Here is a 17,878-nt window from a genome sequence, read left to right as displayed (position 1 = left end):
CCCCAGGCCCCACTTTGCATGCAAGGTGGGGCCTGGGGCTTGTGGGCTCACGGCACAGCTAAGCACTACCCGGGCGCGGCTAAGTAGCAGGAGGGAGTAGGCCACCTGCGCTGGATTTATGTAGCCGGGAGCGTTGACGAATCCGGTTCTCCCGCTCAAATACTTTGATGAGCACGATAAAGTAAGAGAGCAGCAGTGGCCCCAGCACCAGGCCTAAAATACCGAAGATATTCACGCCCAACACTACTCCCGCTAGCGTGATAAGAGGGTGGATGTTGCCCAACCGTCTCGCCAGCAAAATGCGCAACAGGTTATCGATATTCATGATAACGACCAAACCTACCACAAGAATACCAATGCCCTGACCGGTGTGATTTTGTGCCAGTTTTAGAATGGCGGCCGGCCCCCAGACCAATGGGGTGCCCAGTACCGGTATGAAGGCCATGAAGAAGGCCACTACGCCCCAAAAGGTAGAGTCAGGCACGCCAAAAATGCGGAGGGTAATACCCGTGAGGACGGCCTGCACCAGCGCAATGAGTACCTGGCCTAGCACATTGGCATTCACGTTGTTTTTTAGCGAGTCGCCTAGCTCGTGCAAAGTGCTAGGGCGGAACGGTAGGTAGCGCCGCAAGCCGCGCAGAAACCCCTCTTCCTGTGTGAACATGAAGTACAGGGTGAACAGCATTAGGCCAATGATGACGGTGAAATGCAGCAGACCAGTAGCCAGGGAGGGCAAACGTTGACTGAGCCAACCCACGGCCTGCTGGAGCAACGTGCGTACGCTTTGCTCATTGGTGAAGGTGTAGCCGGTTTTCTGCTCTATTTTGTGCAGCACGGCCATAATCTGGGTGGTGTCCTGCCCATAGATTCTAATGCGGTCTACCAACATCAAGCTAAGAGCCGTGAACGGCAGGATGATGACCACAAACGCAAATACCAGCAGTCCAATCGTTACTACCTGACGGTTCCAGCCCCGCTGGTGCACAAGCCCTACAAACCACGGCCGGAAAACTACAAACAAGATTCCGGCTCCCAGAAAGGCCGTAATGTAGCCGCCCAACCCCATAAAAATGAGTGCGGCCAGCCCTACTAGACACGTTATCAGCAGTATGTATTGCTGGCGCGGAGTGTAAATATTCTCGATGTCTTGGGCTGGAGTAGGCATAGGCGGTGGATTAGGAAACTACATCGTGGGACTGAGCACAGATAAACCGGCAGCACAGTACAAACATAGAGCTATGAGAATATAAACGGGGATGCCGAACCGTGGTTCAGCATCCCCGCGTTGTTTGCTACCCTAGCTTATTCCACGCCCGAACGGCGGGCCAGGGCCGCTACGGCCAGGCCCATAAGGGCTATCAGGGCAAAGGAAACCCGCAGGCTAGTAGCACCTGCCACGAGCCCAATAACGGGCGGCCCCAGTAAGAAACCGGCAAACCCTACCGTTGATACCGCCGCCAACGCCACCCCCGGCGACATAGTTTTCGAGCGCCCGGCGGCTCCGTACACCAGCGGCACCACCGACGATACGCCAATACCCACGAGCATGAAGCCAACGGTAGCTGGCACCAGAGTTGGAAGCAGGACGGCCAGTAGCAGGCCCGTTGCTTCCAGTAGCCCACTATATACTAGCGTGCGTTTCCGCCCGAAACGCTCCGTGAACCAGTCGGCTACAAAGCGACCCGCTGCCATGGTACTCATGAAAGCAGAAAACCCAACTCCTACGAAGTCCTGATCGGCCTGAATAACCTTGCGGAAGTATACCCCGCTCCAATCGAACATAGTACCCTCGCAGAGCAGGGAGCAGAACGCCAGTACCCCCAGCAGAAGCAAGGACTTGTCTGGTAGTACAAAGATGGGGGCATCAGCCTCGCGCGGGGCATCGGCCGGCAGCAGGTAGGGGCGGGCTAGCAGCACGCCCGTAATAACCACCGCAGCCATCAGCAAGAAGTGAGGCAGCGGCGCAATAGAGTGAGCAATCATGAACGTGCCAATGGCCGCTCCCGCAAAGCCAGCTAGGCTCCATAGCCCATGAAAGCTAGCCATAATGGATTTGCCATAGATGGCTTCTACGCCCACTGCCTGGGTATTCACGCTGATGTTAGCCATATTGCTAGCCAGTCCAAACAGCACCAAGGCACCCATAAGCTGCGGAGTAGTGGTAGCTAAGCCCAGCAGCGGAAGAAAAGCTGCGTACAAGAGCAGACCCAGCACCGTAAGCTGCCGACTACCGTAGCGGGCCACCAACCACCCCGATAGGGGCAGCGAGGCCATAGAGCCCACGGGCACCGCGAGCAGCACGCCGCCTAATTCGGTATCGGAAAGGCCAAGTTGCTGCTGCATAGTAGGAATGCGCGCCGCCCAGGTAGAAAAGCACAAGCCCTGTAGCAGAAATGTGGCACTCACGGCAATCCGGTAGGTGCGCCGAGGTCGCAATAGGGGAGAAGAAAGGGTTGAGGTCAGCATAGAAAGCACGACTAAACGAGTAAGGTCAAAAAAAGACCCATCATACCCCGGCTAGGGCATGATGGGTGGGAGGTAACGTGAGAAAACTAGCAAGAGGCGCAGTGGGAATGCGCTCCGCAAAGGTCGGTAAAATTTGGGATGCTAAGGCTACCAACGCCGCGTATATACGCGTCTATAGGTCTGGTGTTATGACGAGGTTCTATGCAGTAGGCAGTTGACGTGGCAGTTGGGATAAGGCTAACCAAACCCCGTTATGCTCAGCAGCAAGCAGGCCCTCTGTTTTGCGCCCGCACAAGACTAAGCAAACTTACTTGGGAGAATGCCAGCAACCAGCGGTTAGGTAGCCTGTGTACTCTACCGAGTGGAGCCAGTGTCTACCTGGGCCTCTAGGCGGTCTTGCGCTGCCAGCGGAATTTTGCTCAGCAAATCCAGACCGGAGGCGGCCTCAATGGCATCTACGCTCACCCGGTATTGGCTCCAGTCGGGGCTTACCGATTGGTCGTTGGGAGTATCAACGGCGAGGATGCGGGCCTGACCGGTGGCAATTCGTTGCAGGTCGTTGGAGCCTTCGGGAAGAATCACCAGCACTTTCCAAACGCGGGCTGGCACCGTTACGCGGCCCTGGTCGATGGTAGTGAAGCGGCCGTTTTGGCCAGTGCCGCCCTTACCATAGCTGCCCATGATGACGTACACTTCCTTGCCTTGCCGCACTTGGTCACGGGTCCATTCTTCTAAGCCGCTCCAGGTGCGCTGGTTATTATTGCCCGCCTGCGGAATCATGTTCGTCATCAGGAACGTGGCCGAGTTATCGTCGAGGTCAGTGGTACGGTCGGCGGAGGGGCAATTGTGTCCTTTGTCGAAGCCCGAGCCCGAGTAGGAGTTGCGTGTAACCTGGTAAAACTGGCGAGGCAACGCGGGGTCGGGGCGGAAGTCGTCCTGGCGCGGGGCCGTGCCCATCCAGGCGCGGTTTAGGTGCCAGCTCACCCAGGTAGGAGTGCCGCGCTGCGCATTGTAGCCAATGGTGAACTGAGGCTTTACCAGCAAGTAGTTCGTGGGAGTTGCTACGTTGGCAGTCGCCCCACTTGGGTTGCCCAGGGCCATGTTGTCGTCGCGGCCCGTAACTACCGCCTCCGCTTGGGCCGTGGTGGCGGGCGGGAGGCTAGTTGCCGGGGCAGTTCCAGCGCTGGAGCCACTTACTCGGCTACCACCCGCTACTGCGCTGCCGCGGGTCGTTTCCAGGATAATATCGTCGATGTTCAGGCGGCCTTTCCCGCCGTCGGTCTTGCGGATTTCGAGGCGAATGGGGCCGGGGGAGCCTCCTTGGAAGGTAGTAACCACCAGGCGGGGGCCCTGGGCCCGCACGGGCTGCCCAATTCGCCGGAACGTGCGCCCCGCGTCAAGGCTGCCCCATAGCTCCCAGGTACTAGCGGGGTCGGTGCCATACACGGCACTTGAAATACGAATGGTCTGCACGCCAGCCGGGGCGTCGAAATTCATGCGCAGTCGGCCCTGCCCACGCAGGCGGGCCGCGTGCTGCCCGTTCTTGTGGTCCTGGTCGGCCGACCCAATGAGGGCATCCTCAAAATGCCAAGAACCTGAGCCTAGCGTTTCGTCGGCGGTAGCGTAGGCGCCTTTTTCGGCCGCTTCAAATGTTTCGGGGAAGCGGCCGGCAGTTTGCGCTACTACCCCACTTGTCGTTACTGGAATTGCCGGTGGGCTATCGTGGGTGGGGGCTGGGGGGCGAGTAGTTTCGGGCTGGTTTTGCGAGCAGCCCAGTGTAGTGAGGCTGAGTAGCAGACCGGGGAAGAGTAAGGGAGAGAGGCGGCGCATACGATAGGAGGTACTTTTTATCTACGACGAAGGTAGTAGAAGCAACGTAGGCAAGAACCTTACCTAGTTGGACGCGAGTGTGCCCTGGCCCAAGCTTGCCGCTGGCCCGACCAACCGGGCTTTAGCTGATTCTTGTCAGGAATGGCCGCTAAGTAAGCCTGTGGTGGCGCCTCCTTCACGAAAGAGCCCTATCCTTGCAGGGGCTGGCTGCGTAGGCACTAGCACCACTCCACCCCGAAAGTGCCAGCTACTGCTTGTAGCCAGGCTTTTTACTCCGCTTCGGTATGACCAAAACTGTTTTCATTGCTTCCGCCGAGCCGTATAGCGGCAAATCAGTGCTGGCCCTGGGGCTGGTGAATCTGCTCCTCGGCCAAGCGCAGAAAGTGGGCTATTTCAAGCCCATCATTGCCGGCGACCAGCCGCGGGACCCGCATATCACCACTATCCTAAGTCACTTTAAGCTCCCGCTGGCCTACGAAGATACCTACGCCTACACTCGCCCCGAAGCCCTGCGCCTGCTAGAGGCCGATGCCCAAGGCGAGCTGATTGACACCGTCATTCACAAGTATAAGCAACTGGAAGAGCGCTACGATTTTACCGTAGTAGAAGGTAGCGACTTTGTAGGGCCTGGTGCCGCCTTTGAGTTCGACGCCAATGTATCCATCGCCAAAAACTTGGGTGTGCCCGTGCTGATGGTGGTAACGGGGGAAGGAAAAACCACAGCCCAGATTGTAAGCACCGTACTCACGGTGTTGCGCAGTTTTGAGGCCCGGGAGGTGCAAGTGCTGGCGGCAGTAGCCAACCGCATTCCGGCCGCCCAGGTGCAGGACGTACGAGAACTGCTCCGAACCCAACTGCCGGAGGAAGTACTGCTGGCCGTTATTCCGGAGGATATCAACCTGCTGCAACCCACCATGCGCGAAATCCACGAAGCCTTGGGCGGCAAGCTACTGCTCGGCGAAGCAGAACTGGGTAACCAAGTTGATAACTACGTTATCGGGGCCATGCAACTGCCCAACTTCCTGAATTATCTCAAGGAAAACGTTCTTATTGTAACTCCCGGCGACCGGGGCGACATTATTATTGGCGCCTTGCAAGCTAACCTTTCGGCCAGCTACCCCCGCGTGGCTGGCATTGTTCTCACGGCCGGCTCCGAGCCGGAAGAACCCGTACGGCGCCTCATCGAAGGCCTGCAAACGGTAGTACCCATCTTGGCGGTGCCCACCGGCACCTTCGAGACCAGTACCCGGGTAGGCGCCATTAAGTCGCGCATTTCGCCCGATAATCCGCAGCGGATTCAGCTGGCCATCCAAACGTTTGAGCGCTACGTGGATGTGCGGGCCTTGCAGGAACGCATGGTGAGCTACCAACCCGAAGGTATTACGCCCCACATGTTTCAGTACCGGCTGCTGCAATGGGCTAAGCGCAAACGCAAGCACATTGTGCTTCCCGAAGGCAACGACGACCGTATTCTGCGGGCCGCCGACTTGCTGCTGCATCAAGATATTGTAGACCTAACTATTCTGGGCAACCCCCAGGAGGTGGCCGCTTCTGCCAAGCGCCTGGGTTTGCACCTGCCCATTGGCAAGCATCTGCAAGTGATTGACCCCGTGCATTCTAATTACTACCCCGACTACGTGCAGGCCTTCTACGAGCTGCGCAAAAGCAAGGGCGTGAACGAGGATATGGCCCGCGACATGATGCGCGACGTGTCGTACTTTGGTAGTATGATGGTGCAACAGGGCCACGCCGACGGGATGGTGTCGGGGGCGGTGCACACCACCCAGCACACCATCCGGCCGGCCTTGCAGTTCATCAAAACCAAGCCCGGTGTATCGGTAGTGTCGTCGGTGTTCTTCATGTGCCTGCCCGACCGGGTGGCCGTGTTCGGCGACTGCGCCGTGAACCCCAACCCCACGGCCGAGCAGCTCGCCGAAATTGCCATTTCCTCGGCTGAAAGCAGCCAAGCTTTTGGCATTGAGCCGCGCATTGCCATGCTCTCGTACTCCTCCGGCACGTCGGGGGCGGGGGCTGATGTGGAGAAGGTGCGCCAAGCCACGGAGCTGGTTCGGCAGTTGCGCCCCGATTTGAAGGTAGATGGTCCCATTCAGTACGACGCGGCTGTAGACCCCATTGTGGGACGCCAGAAATTGCCCGATTCGGAAGTAGCCGGTCAGGCCAGCGTCCTCATTTTTCCCGATTTGAACACGGGCAACAACACCTATAAAGCCGTGCAGCGCGAAACCGGCGCTCTAGCTATCGGCCCGGTGCTGCAAGGCCTGAACAAGCCCGTAAATGACCTCAGCCGTGGCTGCACCGTCGAGGACGTGTACAACACTGTTATCATCACCGCCATCCAGAGTCAGTAGGTCTGACTGGGAAGGGAAACAGACATCAGGCAGCAAACAGCTAGCTGCCTGATGTCTGTTTCTCATCTTTCTTATTTGGAAGGGTAATTCTGCTTTTCCTTCAATTTAATTTCTTCTTCGGTACCCGCACCACATGAATATTTTCGTTGTCAACTCAGGTAGTAGCTCCATCAAATACCAGCTTTTCCGGTGGCCCAATCAGCAGCCCGTATGCAGTGGTTTGGTAGAACGCATTGGGTATTCAAATGCTACTATCACCCACAAGGTATTCACTACGGGCACGCCTCAAGAAATTCAACGAACCCTGGCGCTACCCGACCATGAAGCCGGCTTGCGGGAAGTAGTAGCCCTGCTGACGGACGCCGAACAGGGAGTGCTGCAAGACCCCGCAGAAGTGCAGGTAGTAGGACACCGGGTAGTGCACGGCGGGGAAAGCTTTGCCGCTACTACCGAAGTAAACGATGAAGTGAAGGCGGAAATTCGCCGACTGTTTGCGCTGGCACCCTTACACAACCCGGCCAACCTGCTGGGGATAGAGGTGGCTGAGCGCATTTTCCCCCAGGCCCGACAGATTGCTGTGTTCGACACGGCCTTTCACCAAACCCTACCCGAAAAAGCCTTTCGCTACGCTTTGCCGGAGAAGCTGTACACGGAAGAGCGCATTCGTGTGTATGGTTTTCACGGCACAAGCCACCAGTACGTAGCCGCCCAGGCAACCGCCTACTTGGACCAGCCCGAAACGCGCCTGATTACGCTGCACTTGGGCAATGGCTGCAGCGCCGCAGCCGTCCACAATGGCCGCTGCCTAGATACCAGCATGGGCTTTGGCCCCTTGAGTGGCCTAGTGATGGGCACCCGCACCGGCGACCTTGACCCCTCCGTGGTGTTGCACCTCATGGGGCAATTAGGGTACTCTGCCGAGCAAATTAGTGCTCTGGTAAACAAGGAAAGCGGCATGCTCGGGCTAACCGGCCTCAGCGACATGCGCGACATTACCAAGGCAATAGAGCAGGGAAATGCCAGCGCCGCCCTAGCCTACGACTTATACGCCTACCGCATTCGCAAATACATTGGGGCCTACGCGGCTGTACTAGGTGGGCTAGATGCGGTAGTATTTACGGCGGGAGTAGGAGAAAACGACGCCCTAGTACGCAGTAAAGCCTGCGAAGGGCTGGGCTTTTTAGGCATTGAGCTAAACGAGGAAGAAAACAAGCAGCGCCGCCCCGGTATCCGCGAAATCAGCCAGCCGAATGCCCGCGTGAAAGTACTAGTAGTGCCAACCAACGAGGAGCTAGAAATTGCCAGCCAATGTGCCACATTGCTAGCACGCTAAGCCTGGTGCGCAACCACTGTATCATTCAGTACACTCGCGACTAAGAACATTCTGCCGCTGCTTTTCTACCCTCTTCATATGGCCCAACCAGCTAGTTACCTGATAAAGCCCATCCTACTGTTGTTGCTGGCAGGACATCTATCGTCGGTAATGGCGCAAAGCGAGGCCAAAGGCTCCCCACCTGTGGTGAAAACGAGACAAGGGCGTATTCAGGGCGTTTGGGAGGGGCAGTTGCAGGTGTTTCGGGGCGTTCCGTACGCGCAGCCGCCGGTAGGGAAGCTGCGTTTCAAGCCGCCCCAGCCCCTGAAGCGTCATAAAGCTACCTTGCAAACTGTGCAGTTTGGGGCAAAAGCTGTGCAAACGGGTGGAGATACGGGCGTGCAAGGCTCGGAGGACTGCTTATACCTCAATGTGTGGGCCCCGAGTGCGCCGGCCGAACGGCCCCGCCCAGTGGTGGTATGGGTGCATGGCGGCGCCTTTACGGGCGGCTCGGGGCAGGACAATGATGCCTGGACCTTCGCAGCGCAGGATACCCTCGTGGCCGTGACCATTAACTACCGCTTGGGTAGCCTTGGATTCTTGGAACTGGGTAGCAAGTTGGGGCCCAAGTATGCACAGGCTGGCAACAGTGGCCTGCTGGATGCGGTAGCGGCACTGCGCTGGGTGCACCAGAACATAGCTGCCTTCGGGGGCGACCCAAGTCGGGTAACCATTATGGGCGAGTCGGCGGGGGCAAAGATGGTCGGCGGGTTGCTCGTGGCGCCGGCCGCGCGCGGGTTATTTCAGCAAGCTATCTTGGAAAGTGGCTCCGTGCAGGCCGTGCGCGATACGGCCACTGCCGGAGCCGTTGCGCGGCAATTGCTACGCGAGTTGCACCAGCCAGATGCCCACGCCCTGCTCACACTCCCCGCCGATTCGCTGGTGCGGGCGCAGGCGCGGTTTGCCAGTGGAGCCGGAGGCTTGCAAGTGTTCGGGCCGGTGCTCGATGGTAAGACAATTAAGATGCCGCCCCTGGAGTACTTGCGCCAAGCTCGACCAGCAATACGTGTGTTACTAGGAACCAACCTGGAAGAAGCCCGGCTATTCAGTGGGCCCGGCTCAAGCATCCACGAGCCCAACGAAGCAGCGCTACAGGCGGTATTCGGCCCCGGCAACAGCCCCTTTGTGTGGGCCGCCTATCAGCAGGTGCGCCGCACCCAACCTGAGCTGGTTGCCTGGAACACCGTGCTTACGGACTACCTCTATCGCCTAGCCAGCTACCGCTTGGCCAACCAGCTCGCCGCGCAAGGTATTCCCACCTGGCTCTACCGGTTCGACTACGCCGATGCTACCACGCAGCCCATGCACGCCCAAGAGCTATCCTTCGTGTGGAATGCACCGGTGGGCAGTTCGTCCACCACTACCACTGCCTTCGCGGTTCCACTCCGTTCCAAAGCATCTAGTCCGGCCTTGGCTGCCATCATGCACGCCTATTGGGCTCACTTCATCAAAACCGGCCAGCCTGGCCCAACCTGGCCGGCCTACACCCCAGCGCGCAAGGAAGTGATGATCTTCAAGGCAAACAGCCAAGTAGAGCCTGTACTCTCGCCATATGAGGACCCCGCATTTCCTATGCAAGTCTACCGCCGGTAGCCCAGATAAAGTTTTTACTTGCTGGCGGGCTTTGTAGTCGCTTGGGCCTGCTTCATTTGGGCAGCCAGCGCTACACTCGTCATGGCCAGAATGGCGTTGTCGTCGCTCCAGGATGCGCAGGACAAGGCTACCTGCTGGCCTTGCCACTTACAGCTGAAGCCTTCCATTTTGCCAGGACCGTACACGTTCTGGAAGGTAGGGAGCACCTGCTGAGCGTGCTCAGCGCCCTTCACAATGATTGTAACGGCCGCAAATTGCCCCCGGAAAAACTTGTAGTGAATGCGGGTTGCCACGAAAGCGCCTAGCTGCAGGTTCTCGTCGGTGCGCTCGTAAATCTTCTCGTCGCCGCGGTCCTGAATGAGCTTTAGATGCAGGGCTCCGGTTAGGGGCGCGCCAAAGTGTAAGCCCCGGAACCCGTTGCTTTCGTCAAGGCGGCGCACCGAGCCCGATTGCTGGGCGTGGAGAGAAAAGGGGAGTAGGGCTAGCACGGCTAAGCCACGAAAGCGTTTCATACTAGATAAGGAGCTAATGTCTCCGCGCCAACGCCGGTGCTAGCCTCGGGGTGCGCGCTAGGTAGCAAACGCCGGGCCAGCCGAAACAGTACCGTTGGGCACGTGGCTACGGCTCAGCGGCGCAGAAAATCGGAGTAAACCTGCACGCATACTGGCGCGGTCAACTCCACGCTGTGGCTAGTGGGCGTGAGGCGGCCAGTGCGCGCATCGGCGAAGTACGTAACGATGGTATTGGACTGCTGATGCGCTACCAACACTACCCGGCCCGTGGGGTCAAAGGCAAAGCTGCGGGGCGTTTTGCCGGGTAGCTCCACGTGCTCCACCAGTGTCAGGCGGCCGCTGCTCCCGTCAATAGCATACACGACCAGGCTGTTGTGGCCCCGGTTGGAGCCGTAGAGAAACTTCCCGTTGGGAGATACGTGCACATCGGCGCAGGCATTCCACTCGCTAAAGTCAGCGGGCAAGGTGGTCAGCGTTTGGATTTCGGTGAAGCGGCCCTGGCGGGTATCGTAGGCCAGCGCCGTCATGGTCGAGTTTAGCTCGTTGATGAGGTAGGCTAGCGGCTTGGTTGGATGAAACGTAAGAATACGCGGGCCTGCCCCGGGCTTGGCTTGAAAAGCTGGGGTAGGTTGGCGCTGCAAGCTGCCCGAGGTAGCGTCGAGGGTGTAGCCGTACACCGTATCGGTACCCAAATCTACGGCGAAAAAGTACTTGCCCGCGGGGTCGGCCAGCATGCAGTGGGCGCGGGCATTCGCCTGGTTTTTATGAGGCCCGCGGCCCGTGTGCTGGTCAGCGGACGAGGCGGGGAGGAGCTGCCCATCTGGCCGAATAGGCAAGGCGCCCACCGTACCATTACCGTAGTTAGCCACCAAGGCATGCCGGCCGGATTTATCGAGGCTGATAAAGCAAGGAATGGTGCCGGCCGATGCTTGCTGGTTTAACAGCGTGAGCTCCCCGCTTTGCTGGTCGATGGCAAAGGCGCTGACGCCTCCATTGGGTGTGCCTTGAAAGTTGTCGACCTCATTTACAGCATACAGGTGCCGATGCTGGGCATCTACTGTAAGGTAGGAGGGGCTGGCCCCACCCTTGGCCCCGGCCACCCGGATAAGTGCCCCTGTGCTGGGCGTTAAGCGATAAAGCACAATATTATCCTGGTCGGCGGGGCCGTACGAGCCCACATATACCAAAAATGACTGGGCATCGGCAGGCAAGCCGGTACGAACACAGGAGCCAAGTAGGGCAGTGCCGGCAAGACCAATGCTAAGCGTTTGGAGGAAATGGCGGCGGCTGAGGGTAGGCTGAGTCACGGGGCGGGATGGGTAATGGGGGAAAAGAAGGCGTAAGCAGGCAACAATTGGTTGCCTAAAAATGAGGATATAAATACAGACCCCCGCCACGGAACGTACAAACTGGGTTATAAAGGTTGCCGCATGCAGTATACTTCGAGCCTAGCGCCGGCTTGCTCCCGCGTAGCACTGGGTGCTCGTTCAGCCGTGCAAGCGCCACCGTAGCCTGCCGCGAAATAGCAGAGCTCGGTCTGAGGAAGCGTACCTTGCGCCGCAACGCTTCGTCCCAAACTGCGTCCTTGTCCGCTACCTTGGCAATTGCAATTTATCCATTCCTGTATGACAAATCCCTACCCGCTTCGGCTGGTGCTGGCGGCCGCCGCAGTTGGCCTCGCTACGTTTAGCGCCTGCAATTCCAACAACAAGCCTACCTCTGGTACGCCCGAAACCGTAGATGCCGACTTCGACCGGTACAAGCAGCGCTTTATCGATTCGTTGTGGTACTACAACCCCGAGTGGGCTTCCTCCCAGGGCTACCACCGCTACGATTCGCTGCTGGTGATTCCTACGGCTGGCCGGCGCCAAACGGAAGCCGCCGCCCTGGCGCGCCGCCGCAAGGAAATGGAAATTTTCAAGGTAGAAGACCTGTCGGTGAACAACCAGACCGACTTCCGCCTGCTGCAAAACTACCTGGAATCGGCGCACTTCTACGCCGATACCCTGCGCGACTGGCAGTGGAACCCGGCAAACTATAACCTAGGCTCCTCGGTAGCAGAAATCCTCAACGGCCGCTACTGGCCCCTCGACCGGCGTTTGCGCGCCATTAGCACCAAAATAAGCCGCGCCGCTGACTATTATGAGGCCGCCAAGCAGAATATTGCGCAGCCTACCCGCGAGCATACCAACCTGGCTATTCTGCAGAGCCAGGGCGGGCTGGCCGTATTTGGTAAGGCCCTGCAAGATTCGGTGGCAAAATCGGGCCTCACGGAGCGGGAGAAGAAAGACCTGACGGACCGTATTGCCACTACTCGCTTGGTAATGGAAGGGTACGTGCGCTTCCTGCAGCAGGAGGTGCTGCCCGCGGGCAAGTTCCGTTCCTTCCGCATTGGCAAGCCCCTGTTCAACCGCAAATTTGCTTTGGATATTCAGTCTAGCTACTCCGCCGACGAGGTATACCGCAAAGCACAGCAGCACCGGCAGGAACTGCTCCGCGACATGGGCCGCCGGGCCGCGCGCCTCTGGCCCAAGTATTTTCCTGGTCAAACGCCGCCCGCCGATTCGGTAGCCCTGATTAAGCAGGTTATCAGTAAGTTATCGGAAAAGCATGCCACGCCCGCCGGCTTTGTGCAGGCGGTAAAAGACCAAATGCCTACCCTGGTAAGGTGGGTTGATGACCACAAGCTGCTAATGCAGGACCCTACCAAGCCCTTGGTAGTGCGCGAAACGCCCTTATACATGCGCGGCAGTGGCGCCGGAGCCAGCATTTCGGCTCCCGGCCCGTACGACAAGGCCGCTAACACTTATTATAATGTGGAGCCCCTAACTGGACAATCGGCGGCTCAGGCGGAAAGCTACCTGCGGGAGTACAACCAGTATACCTTACAGATTCTCAACATTCACGAAGCCATTCCTGGCCACTACACTCAGTTAGTGTACGCCAACCGGAGCCCTTCACTGGTGAAATCCATTTTTGGCAACGGCGCGATGATTGAGGGCTGGGCCGTGTACACGGAGCGCATGATGCTGGAAAGTGGCTACGGTGGCAACACCGACGAAATCTGGCTGATGTGGGATAAGTGGAATATGCGCGTAACCCTGAATGCCATCCTCGACCATGACGTGCAAACCGGCACCATTACGGAGGCGGAGGCAGTAGCTATGCTCCAACGTGATGGTTTTCAAGAAGAAGCTGAGGCCCGCAACAAGTGGCGCCGCGCCACGCTCAGCCAAGTGCAGCTCAGTAGCTACTTCACTGGCTCCACCGAAATCTATGATTTGCGGGAGGAGTTGAAGAAGGAACAGGGCAGCAAATTCGACCTCAAAACCTTCCACGAGCAGTTCTTGAGCTACGGCAGTGCACCCGTGAAATACATTCGGCAGATGATGCTGAAAAATAACTAACCAAGGTATTTTGCCGTTTTAGGACATAAAAATCCGTTGTGGGAAGGAATCTTCCGCAGCGGATTTTTTGTCTGCCGGAGAAGTTGAAAGCCGGGGTTGCGGAGTAGCCGGCTATTTTCCACCTAGTACTTACCACATGAGAGTTATTGATACCAACGACACGGGACTGCGCACCCTGATTCATGATTACCCCCGTGTTGTCGCCAAGTTTACCTCCGCCAACTGTGCCATTTGCGAGTTGCTGGCCCCGCCCTTCGAGAAGTTTTCCGCCGATGCGCGGTACCAAACCACGGCTTTCCTGCGCTTAGATGCCGACGAAAACCCCGTAGCTCGCAAGCTCATGGACACCAAAGTGGCCCCATTCTTCGTAACCTACTGCCGGGGCCGATTGATGGAATGCAACACGTTGAATACCGAAGAAGAAGTGCAAGCCATGCTGGATTCTCTGCAAACCTGCACCGATTCGGTCCCTGTTCCGGCCTAGTAACCAGGCCCCGTACCTAGGCACAATGCAAGGCAGCCGCGGGCGGCAGTGCTTCCCCACACCAGCAGGTTGGGGGCACCGCTGCCCGCGGCTGCTTCGCGTAGGGAGAAACTCCATTAGTGTTCTGCTTGGCCTGTTTTTCGCAATTTCGGGTGGCCGCTTGCTGAATCGTGGCGTAGTTTCGCGGCTATGTTCTTTATTTTATCAAAGCTGCTCGACTTTGTATTGTCGCCTACGCTGTGGCTAATGGGGCTGCTACTGCTGGCTATTTTGCTGCGCCATACGCGCTGGAGCAAATGGCTGCTGGCGTCAGCCGCGGGGCTAGGGCTGGTGCTTACCAATGGGGCCTTGGTAAACGAGGCTCTGCTAGCCTGGGAGATGCCGCCGGTACGGTTGCAGGCCCTTGGCCGCCACGATGCCGGCATTTTGCTCACGGGCATCACCAAGGGGCACAAGTCGCCCCACGACCGGGTGTACGTAGAACAGGGTGCCGACCGGCTTTTGCACACTCTATGGCTTTACCGGGCCGGCTACATCCGTAAAATCATCGTGTCAGGCGGCTCGGGGGCTTTGGGAGGTACTAAGCACCGCACTGAGGCCCAGGAGCTAAGTACGCTGCTGCGGCTGGCTGGCGTGCCCCAGGGGGATATTCTGCTGGAAACCCGTAGCCGCAACACGCGCGAAAACGCCCTCAACACCAAAGACCTGCTAGCTCAGCATCCAGAAATTAAGTCCATTGTGCTGGTCACGTCGGCATTTCATGAGCGGCGGGCCCTGGGGTGCTTCCGCAAAGTAGGTTTGCAGCCGGCCGTGTTTCCCGCATCCTTTTATTCTACGGATCGAGAACTTTCCCTGGCGTATTGGCTACTGCCTAGCGACGAAGCCCCTCGGCTGTGGGGTGTTTTGGTGCACGAAATGGTAGGCTACGCAGCCTATTGGGTACGGGGCTACCTGGAATAGTCAGGAGCTGGCACCCAAACGCTCCAGAATCTGTCCGTCACTAGCTAGTCGTCAAAATTGGGCACCGGCCCAGGGGAAGCCCCTACCGAACGTTTACTGCCTAGGTGCCGGAAGGCCCAAACCGCTCCGTGCGGATGCTGACGGGAGGTATGCCTTGAGCCTGCAAGCTACTAGCGGCAGTTTCCACTAAGCTGGTGGGGCCACAGATGAAACACTGCGGCGAACTACCCGCCAACTTTACGGCTTCTGCCAGCATTGCCGCGTCAATGCGCCGCTGGTAGCCGGACCAGTTGGCGGGGGAGTGGCGGGTGTAGGTGAGTAGCAGCGTGAACGTAGCATCTGCGGCAGCCATGCGAGCTAGCTCCTCATAAAAGATGACGTCATCGGGCGTGCGGACACTGTACAGCAGCACGGTAGCGTTGTGAATGCCGGAGCGGTGGCGGTGGCGCAGCATTGCCATGAGAGGCACCACCCCAGAACCACCCGCCACTAGCAGCAGAGGTCCAGCTAGTGGTGTGGCTTCCCACACAAAGTAGCCGCCAATGGGGCCGCGCACCTCTAGCTGGTCGCCCACTGTTACGCCCTCAAACAGGTAGCCCGATACTTCTCCTTCCTCAATAAGCTCCACGGTTAGCTCTATTTGGCTGGTTTGCTCGGGTGGAGATGCCACCGAATAGCTACGCTGGGCCTGGTAGCCGTCGGGGGCGGTGAGGCGCACCGTGTAGTGCTGGCCCGCCCGATGGGGCGTCCAGTAGGGTAGGTGCAGTACGAAGGTTTTCACCCGGGGTGTTTCTGGACGCAACGCCGTCACGGTAGCCAGCTGCCACTGTAGGGCACTCATAGACCCGCGGCGGCCTGGTCCTCATCATCGTCGCGGTAGCGCTGCTCCTTCCACGGGTCGCCGTACATGCTATAGCCTGCCCGCTCCCAAAAGCCGGGCGCATCGTCGGCCAGCAGTTCTAGGCGCTGAATCCACTTGGCACTTTTCCAGAAGTAGAGGTGAGGTACTACCAGGCGGGCCGGGCCGCCGTGCTCCGGGGCCAAGGGCTTGCCATCGTAGAGCAACCCAATGAAGGCCTTACCGCCGGTGAGGTCGGCCAGGGGAAGGTTGGTCGTGTAGCCCCCGTAGCAGTGAGCCATTACGTAGCGCGCCTCTTGTTTGGGGCCAGCCAGGGCCAGAAGGGTATCTAGGCTCACGCCTTGCCAGGTAGTCCCAAACTTCGACCACTGCGTGACGCAGTGGATGTCCACGGTTAGGTCTTGGTGGGGCAGGGCGTTGAACTCGGCCCAGTTCCATTTCTGCGGAGTCTCTACCAAGCCATCCAAGGCAAACGACCACTTGGCTGTAGCAATGCGGGGGGTAGGGCCAGCACTGAGCACAGGAAAATCTTGGGTTTCGTATTGGCCAGGAGGGAGCACATGCCCAGTGGGAGCGGGCCGCTTGCGCTGAAAACCACGGTTGAAGAACGGATTCTGCATAGAAGAAAGGGTAGAACCGAAGAAAGATAAGCTGCGGAACTGAGAGCAGGAAAAGTGCGGACGGACCAGGGCCTTTTGCCAGCAGGTGTCAACACATCGGCAGTTCAGCAGTTAGGAGCAGGTGCGCGGCCAGTGACAAAGCCTTACGGGATGGGCCGCGCACCCCACAAGCCATAAACCTTTCCTGGGCCCCACCGGTTTTTAAGACTTCTGCTTTCAATGAGCCACTAGCACTACCTAATGACCGTTTGGGCGGCGGCCGTGGCAGCAGTTCCTCCTCGTAACTCATATCCTCATGTCTGGTTCATCACTTGCCACCCTGCCCTTGTCCGTGCTGGATTTGGCTGCAATATTGGCGGGCCACACCCCAGCCGATACGTTCCGCAACACCGTAGATCTGGCCCAACACGCCGAGCAATGGGGCTACCAGCGCTACTGGCTGGCCGAGCACCATAACATGGCCAGCATTGCCAGCTCGGCCACGTCTATTCTCATTGGCCACGTAGCAGGTCATACTTCCACCATCCGGGTAGGCTCGGGCGGTATTATGCTGCCCAACCATGCCCCGCTGGTAGTGGCTGAGCAGTTCGGCACGCTGGCTACCCTGTACCCCGGCCGCATCGACCTGGGCCTCGGCCGCGCCCCCGGCACCGACCAGCTCACGGCCCTGGCTCTGCGCCGAGACGCCCGTAGCGCGGCCAACGACTTCCCCGAAAATGTGCAGGAACTGCAAACCTACCTCTCGGCCGAAAACCGCACGGCCCGGGTGCGTGCCGTGCCAGGCGAGGGCCTCGATATTCCCATGTGGCTACTAGGCTCTAGCACCTACAGTGCTCAGCTGGCAGGCATGCTAGGCTTGCCATTCGCTTTTGCCAGCCACTTTGCCCCCACCTATCTGTACGAAGCGCTGGGGCTCTACCGGCAAAACTTCCGACCCTCGGCCCAGCAGGCCACGCCCCACGCCGTAGCCTGCGTCAACGTTATTGCCGCCGATACTGACGAGGAGGCCGAACGCTTGGCAACGTCGTTTTACATGTTTGCGCTGGGTATCATTCGGGGTACTACCCACCCCTTGCAGGCTCCCATTGCCACCATGGAAGGGTACTGGACAGAATACGAGGAAGCTGCCGTGCGGCAGATGATGACCTACGTGTTCATTGGCGGCCCCGAAACCATTGCCCGCAAGCTGGAGGCTTTCGTTGCTCAAACCAAAATTGATGAACTGATGGTTGTTGCCCACATCTACGACCACGCCGCCCGCCTCCGCTCGTACGAAATCTTAGCCGAACTGAAGAGGAAAATCCAAACCACTCCCGAGCTGGCCCGCGCCGAAGCCTAGTTAGCGCAGAGTAGGTTGGTAGGCTCTACCCCATCATACTAGAGTAGACACCTGGTATATCGAAACA

14 protein-coding genes are annotated in these 17,878 nt (G+C 58.5%); 7 read left to right on the top strand and 7 right to left on the bottom strand.

The window, feature by feature from the left end:
* Positions 1 to 79 precede the first annotated feature (79 nt).
* From CHB83_RS02520 to CHB83_RS24035, 3 genes are all read right to left on the bottom strand, one after another.
* Positions 80 to 1,165 carry an AI-2E family transporter gene (locus CHB83_RS02520; RefSeq protein WP_245855256.1) on the bottom strand — a complete coding sequence of 362 codons (1,086 nt, stop codon included), beginning with the start codon at positions 1,163 to 1,165 and terminating at the stop codon, positions 80 to 82.
* A 137-nt stretch (positions 1,166 to 1,302) separates the two neighbouring features.
* Entirely contained in the window at positions 1,303 to 2,466 is a 1,164-nt protein-coding gene (locus tag CHB83_RS02515; protein WP_089331554.1) for an MFS transporter, read from the bottom strand.
* A 354-nt stretch (positions 2,467 to 2,820) separates the two neighbouring features.
* Entirely contained in the window at positions 2,821 to 4,296 is a 1,476-nt protein-coding gene (locus CHB83_RS24035; RefSeq protein ID WP_089331553.1) for a DNA/RNA non-specific endonuclease, read from the bottom strand.
* 284 nt (positions 4,297 to 4,580) lie between these two features.
* On the opposite strand from CHB83_RS24035, the gene pta reads away from it, so the two are divergent.
* The 3 genes from pta (at position 4,581) to CHB83_RS02495 (ending at position 9,630) form a co-directional block, all read left to right on the top strand.
* The gene (pta, locus tag CHB83_RS02505; protein ID WP_045688542.1) at positions 4,581 to 6,665 is read left to right on the top strand and encodes a phosphate acetyltransferase; all 2,085 of its coding nucleotides are present in this window, start codon (positions 4,581 to 4,583) and stop codon (positions 6,663 to 6,665) included.
* A 133-nt stretch (positions 6,666 to 6,798) separates the two neighbouring features.
* Positions 6,799 to 7,998, top strand: coding sequence for an acetate/propionate family kinase (locus tag CHB83_RS02500; protein WP_089331552.1), 1,200 nt, complete (start codon positions 6,799 to 6,801; stop codon positions 7,996 to 7,998).
* Positions 7,999 to 8,076: 78 nt separating this feature from the next.
* On the top strand, positions 8,077 to 9,630 hold the full coding sequence (locus CHB83_RS02495) for a carboxylesterase/lipase family protein (RefSeq protein ID WP_089331551.1): 1,554 nt from the start codon (positions 8,077 to 8,079) through the stop codon (positions 9,628 to 9,630).
* 14 nt (positions 9,631 to 9,644) lie between these two features.
* Here the strand turns inward: CHB83_RS02495 and CHB83_RS02490 are convergent, their stop codons facing one another.
* Both CHB83_RS02490 and CHB83_RS02485 read right to left on the bottom strand, forming a co-directional pair.
* The gene (locus tag CHB83_RS02490) at positions 9,645 to 10,142 is read right to left on the bottom strand and encodes a hypothetical protein (protein WP_089331550.1); all 498 of its coding nucleotides are present in this window, start codon (positions 10,140 to 10,142) and stop codon (positions 9,645 to 9,647) included.
* Positions 10,143 to 10,255: 113 nt separating this feature from the next.
* Positions 10,256 to 11,449: a lactonase family protein gene (locus tag CHB83_RS02485; RefSeq protein ID WP_179225437.1), complete on the bottom strand. Its 1,194-nt coding sequence runs from the start codon at positions 11,447 to 11,449 to the stop codon at positions 10,256 to 10,258.
* A gap of 318 nt (positions 11,450 to 11,767) precedes the next feature.
* On the opposite strand from CHB83_RS02485, the gene CHB83_RS02480 reads away from it, so the two are divergent.
* The 3 genes from CHB83_RS02480 (at position 11,768) to CHB83_RS02470 (ending at position 14,993) form a co-directional block, all read left to right on the top strand.
* On the top strand, positions 11,768 to 13,549 hold the full coding sequence (locus CHB83_RS02480; RefSeq protein ID WP_089331548.1) for a DUF885 domain-containing protein: 1,782 nt from the start codon (positions 11,768 to 11,770) through the stop codon (positions 13,547 to 13,549).
* 136 nt (positions 13,550 to 13,685) lie between these two features.
* On the top strand, positions 13,686 to 14,033 hold the full coding sequence (locus tag CHB83_RS02475) for a thioredoxin family protein (RefSeq protein ID WP_045688546.1): 348 nt from the start codon (positions 13,686 to 13,688) through the stop codon (positions 14,031 to 14,033).
* A 189-nt stretch (positions 14,034 to 14,222) separates the two neighbouring features.
* The gene (locus tag CHB83_RS02470; RefSeq protein ID WP_089331547.1) at positions 14,223 to 14,993 is read left to right on the top strand and encodes a YdcF family protein; all 771 of its coding nucleotides are present in this window, start codon (positions 14,223 to 14,225) and stop codon (positions 14,991 to 14,993) included.
* A 100-nt stretch (positions 14,994 to 15,093) separates the two neighbouring features.
* On the opposite strand, the gene CHB83_RS02465 is transcribed toward CHB83_RS02470, so the two are convergent.
* Positions 15,094 to 15,834 carry a ferredoxin reductase gene (locus CHB83_RS02465; protein ID WP_045688547.1) on the bottom strand — a complete coding sequence of 247 codons (741 nt, stop codon included), beginning with the start codon at positions 15,832 to 15,834 and terminating at the stop codon, positions 15,094 to 15,096.
* A complete protein-coding gene (locus tag CHB83_RS02460) occupies positions 15,831 to 16,472 on the bottom strand; it encodes a sulfite oxidase-like oxidoreductase (protein ID WP_089331546.1) in 642 nt (213 codons plus the stop codon). Before CHB83_RS02460 ends, CHB83_RS02465 begins: the two co-directional genes overlap by 4 nt.
* Positions 16,473 to 16,767: 295 nt before the next feature.
* On the opposite strand from CHB83_RS02460, the gene CHB83_RS02455 reads away from it, so the two are divergent.
* Entirely contained in the window at positions 16,768 to 17,811 is a 1,044-nt protein-coding gene (locus CHB83_RS02455; protein ID WP_089331545.1) for an LLM class flavin-dependent oxidoreductase, read from the top strand.
* The last annotated feature ends 67 nt before the right edge of the window (positions 17,812 to 17,878 follow it).

Source organism: Hymenobacter mucosus (assembly GCF_900188255.1).
Lineage (GTDB): Bacteria > Bacteroidota > Bacteroidia > Cytophagales > Hymenobacteraceae > Hymenobacter > Hymenobacter mucosus.
This window is presented reverse-complemented; position numbering and strand designations above follow the sequence as displayed.

What these genes read in the sequence shown, in the direction of transcription:
- CHB83_RS02475 (WP_045688546.1), top strand. Translation starts at nt 13,686, where the DNA reads ATGAGAGTTATTGATACCAACGACACGGGACTGCGCACCCTGATTCAT.
- CHB83_RS02455 (WP_089331545.1), top strand. Translation starts at nt 16,768, where the DNA reads ATGTCTGGTTCATCACTTGCCACCCTGCCCTTGTCCGTGCTGGATTTG.
- CHB83_RS02500 (WP_089331552.1), top strand. Translation starts at nt 6,799, where the DNA reads ATGAATATTTTCGTTGTCAACTCAGGTAGTAGCTCCATCAAATACCAG.
- CHB83_RS24035 (WP_089331553.1), bottom strand. Translation starts at nt 4,296, where the DNA reads ATGCGCCGCCTCTCTCCCTTACTCTTCCCCGGTCTGCTACTCAGCCTC.
- CHB83_RS02460 (WP_089331546.1), bottom strand. Translation starts at nt 16,472, where the DNA reads ATGCAGAATCCGTTCTTCAACCGTGGTTTTCAGCGCAAGCGGCCCGCT.
- CHB83_RS02480 (WP_089331548.1), top strand. Translation starts at nt 11,768, where the DNA reads ATGACAAATCCCTACCCGCTTCGGCTGGTGCTGGCGGCCGCCGCAGTT.
- CHB83_RS02470 (WP_089331547.1), top strand. Translation starts at nt 14,223, where the DNA reads ATGTTCTTTATTTTATCAAAGCTGCTCGACTTTGTATTGTCGCCTACG.
- CHB83_RS02495 (WP_089331551.1), top strand. Translation starts at nt 8,077, where the DNA reads ATGGCCCAACCAGCTAGTTACCTGATAAAGCCCATCCTACTGTTGTTG.
- pta (WP_045688542.1), top strand. Translation starts at nt 4,581, where the DNA reads ATGACCAAAACTGTTTTCATTGCTTCCGCCGAGCCGTATAGCGGCAAA.
- CHB83_RS02520 (WP_245855256.1), bottom strand. Translation starts at nt 1,165, where the DNA reads ATGCCTACTCCAGCCCAAGACATCGAGAATATTTACACTCCGCGCCAG.
- CHB83_RS02515 (WP_089331554.1), bottom strand. Translation starts at nt 2,466, where the DNA reads ATGCTGACCTCAACCCTTTCTTCTCCCCTATTGCGACCTCGGCGCACC.
- CHB83_RS02490 (WP_089331550.1), bottom strand. Translation starts at nt 10,142, where the DNA reads ATGAAACGCTTTCGTGGCTTAGCCGTGCTAGCCCTACTCCCCTTTTCT.
- CHB83_RS02465 (WP_045688547.1), bottom strand. Translation starts at nt 15,834, where the DNA reads ATGAGTGCCCTACAGTGGCAGCTGGCTACCGTGACGGCGTTGCGTCCA.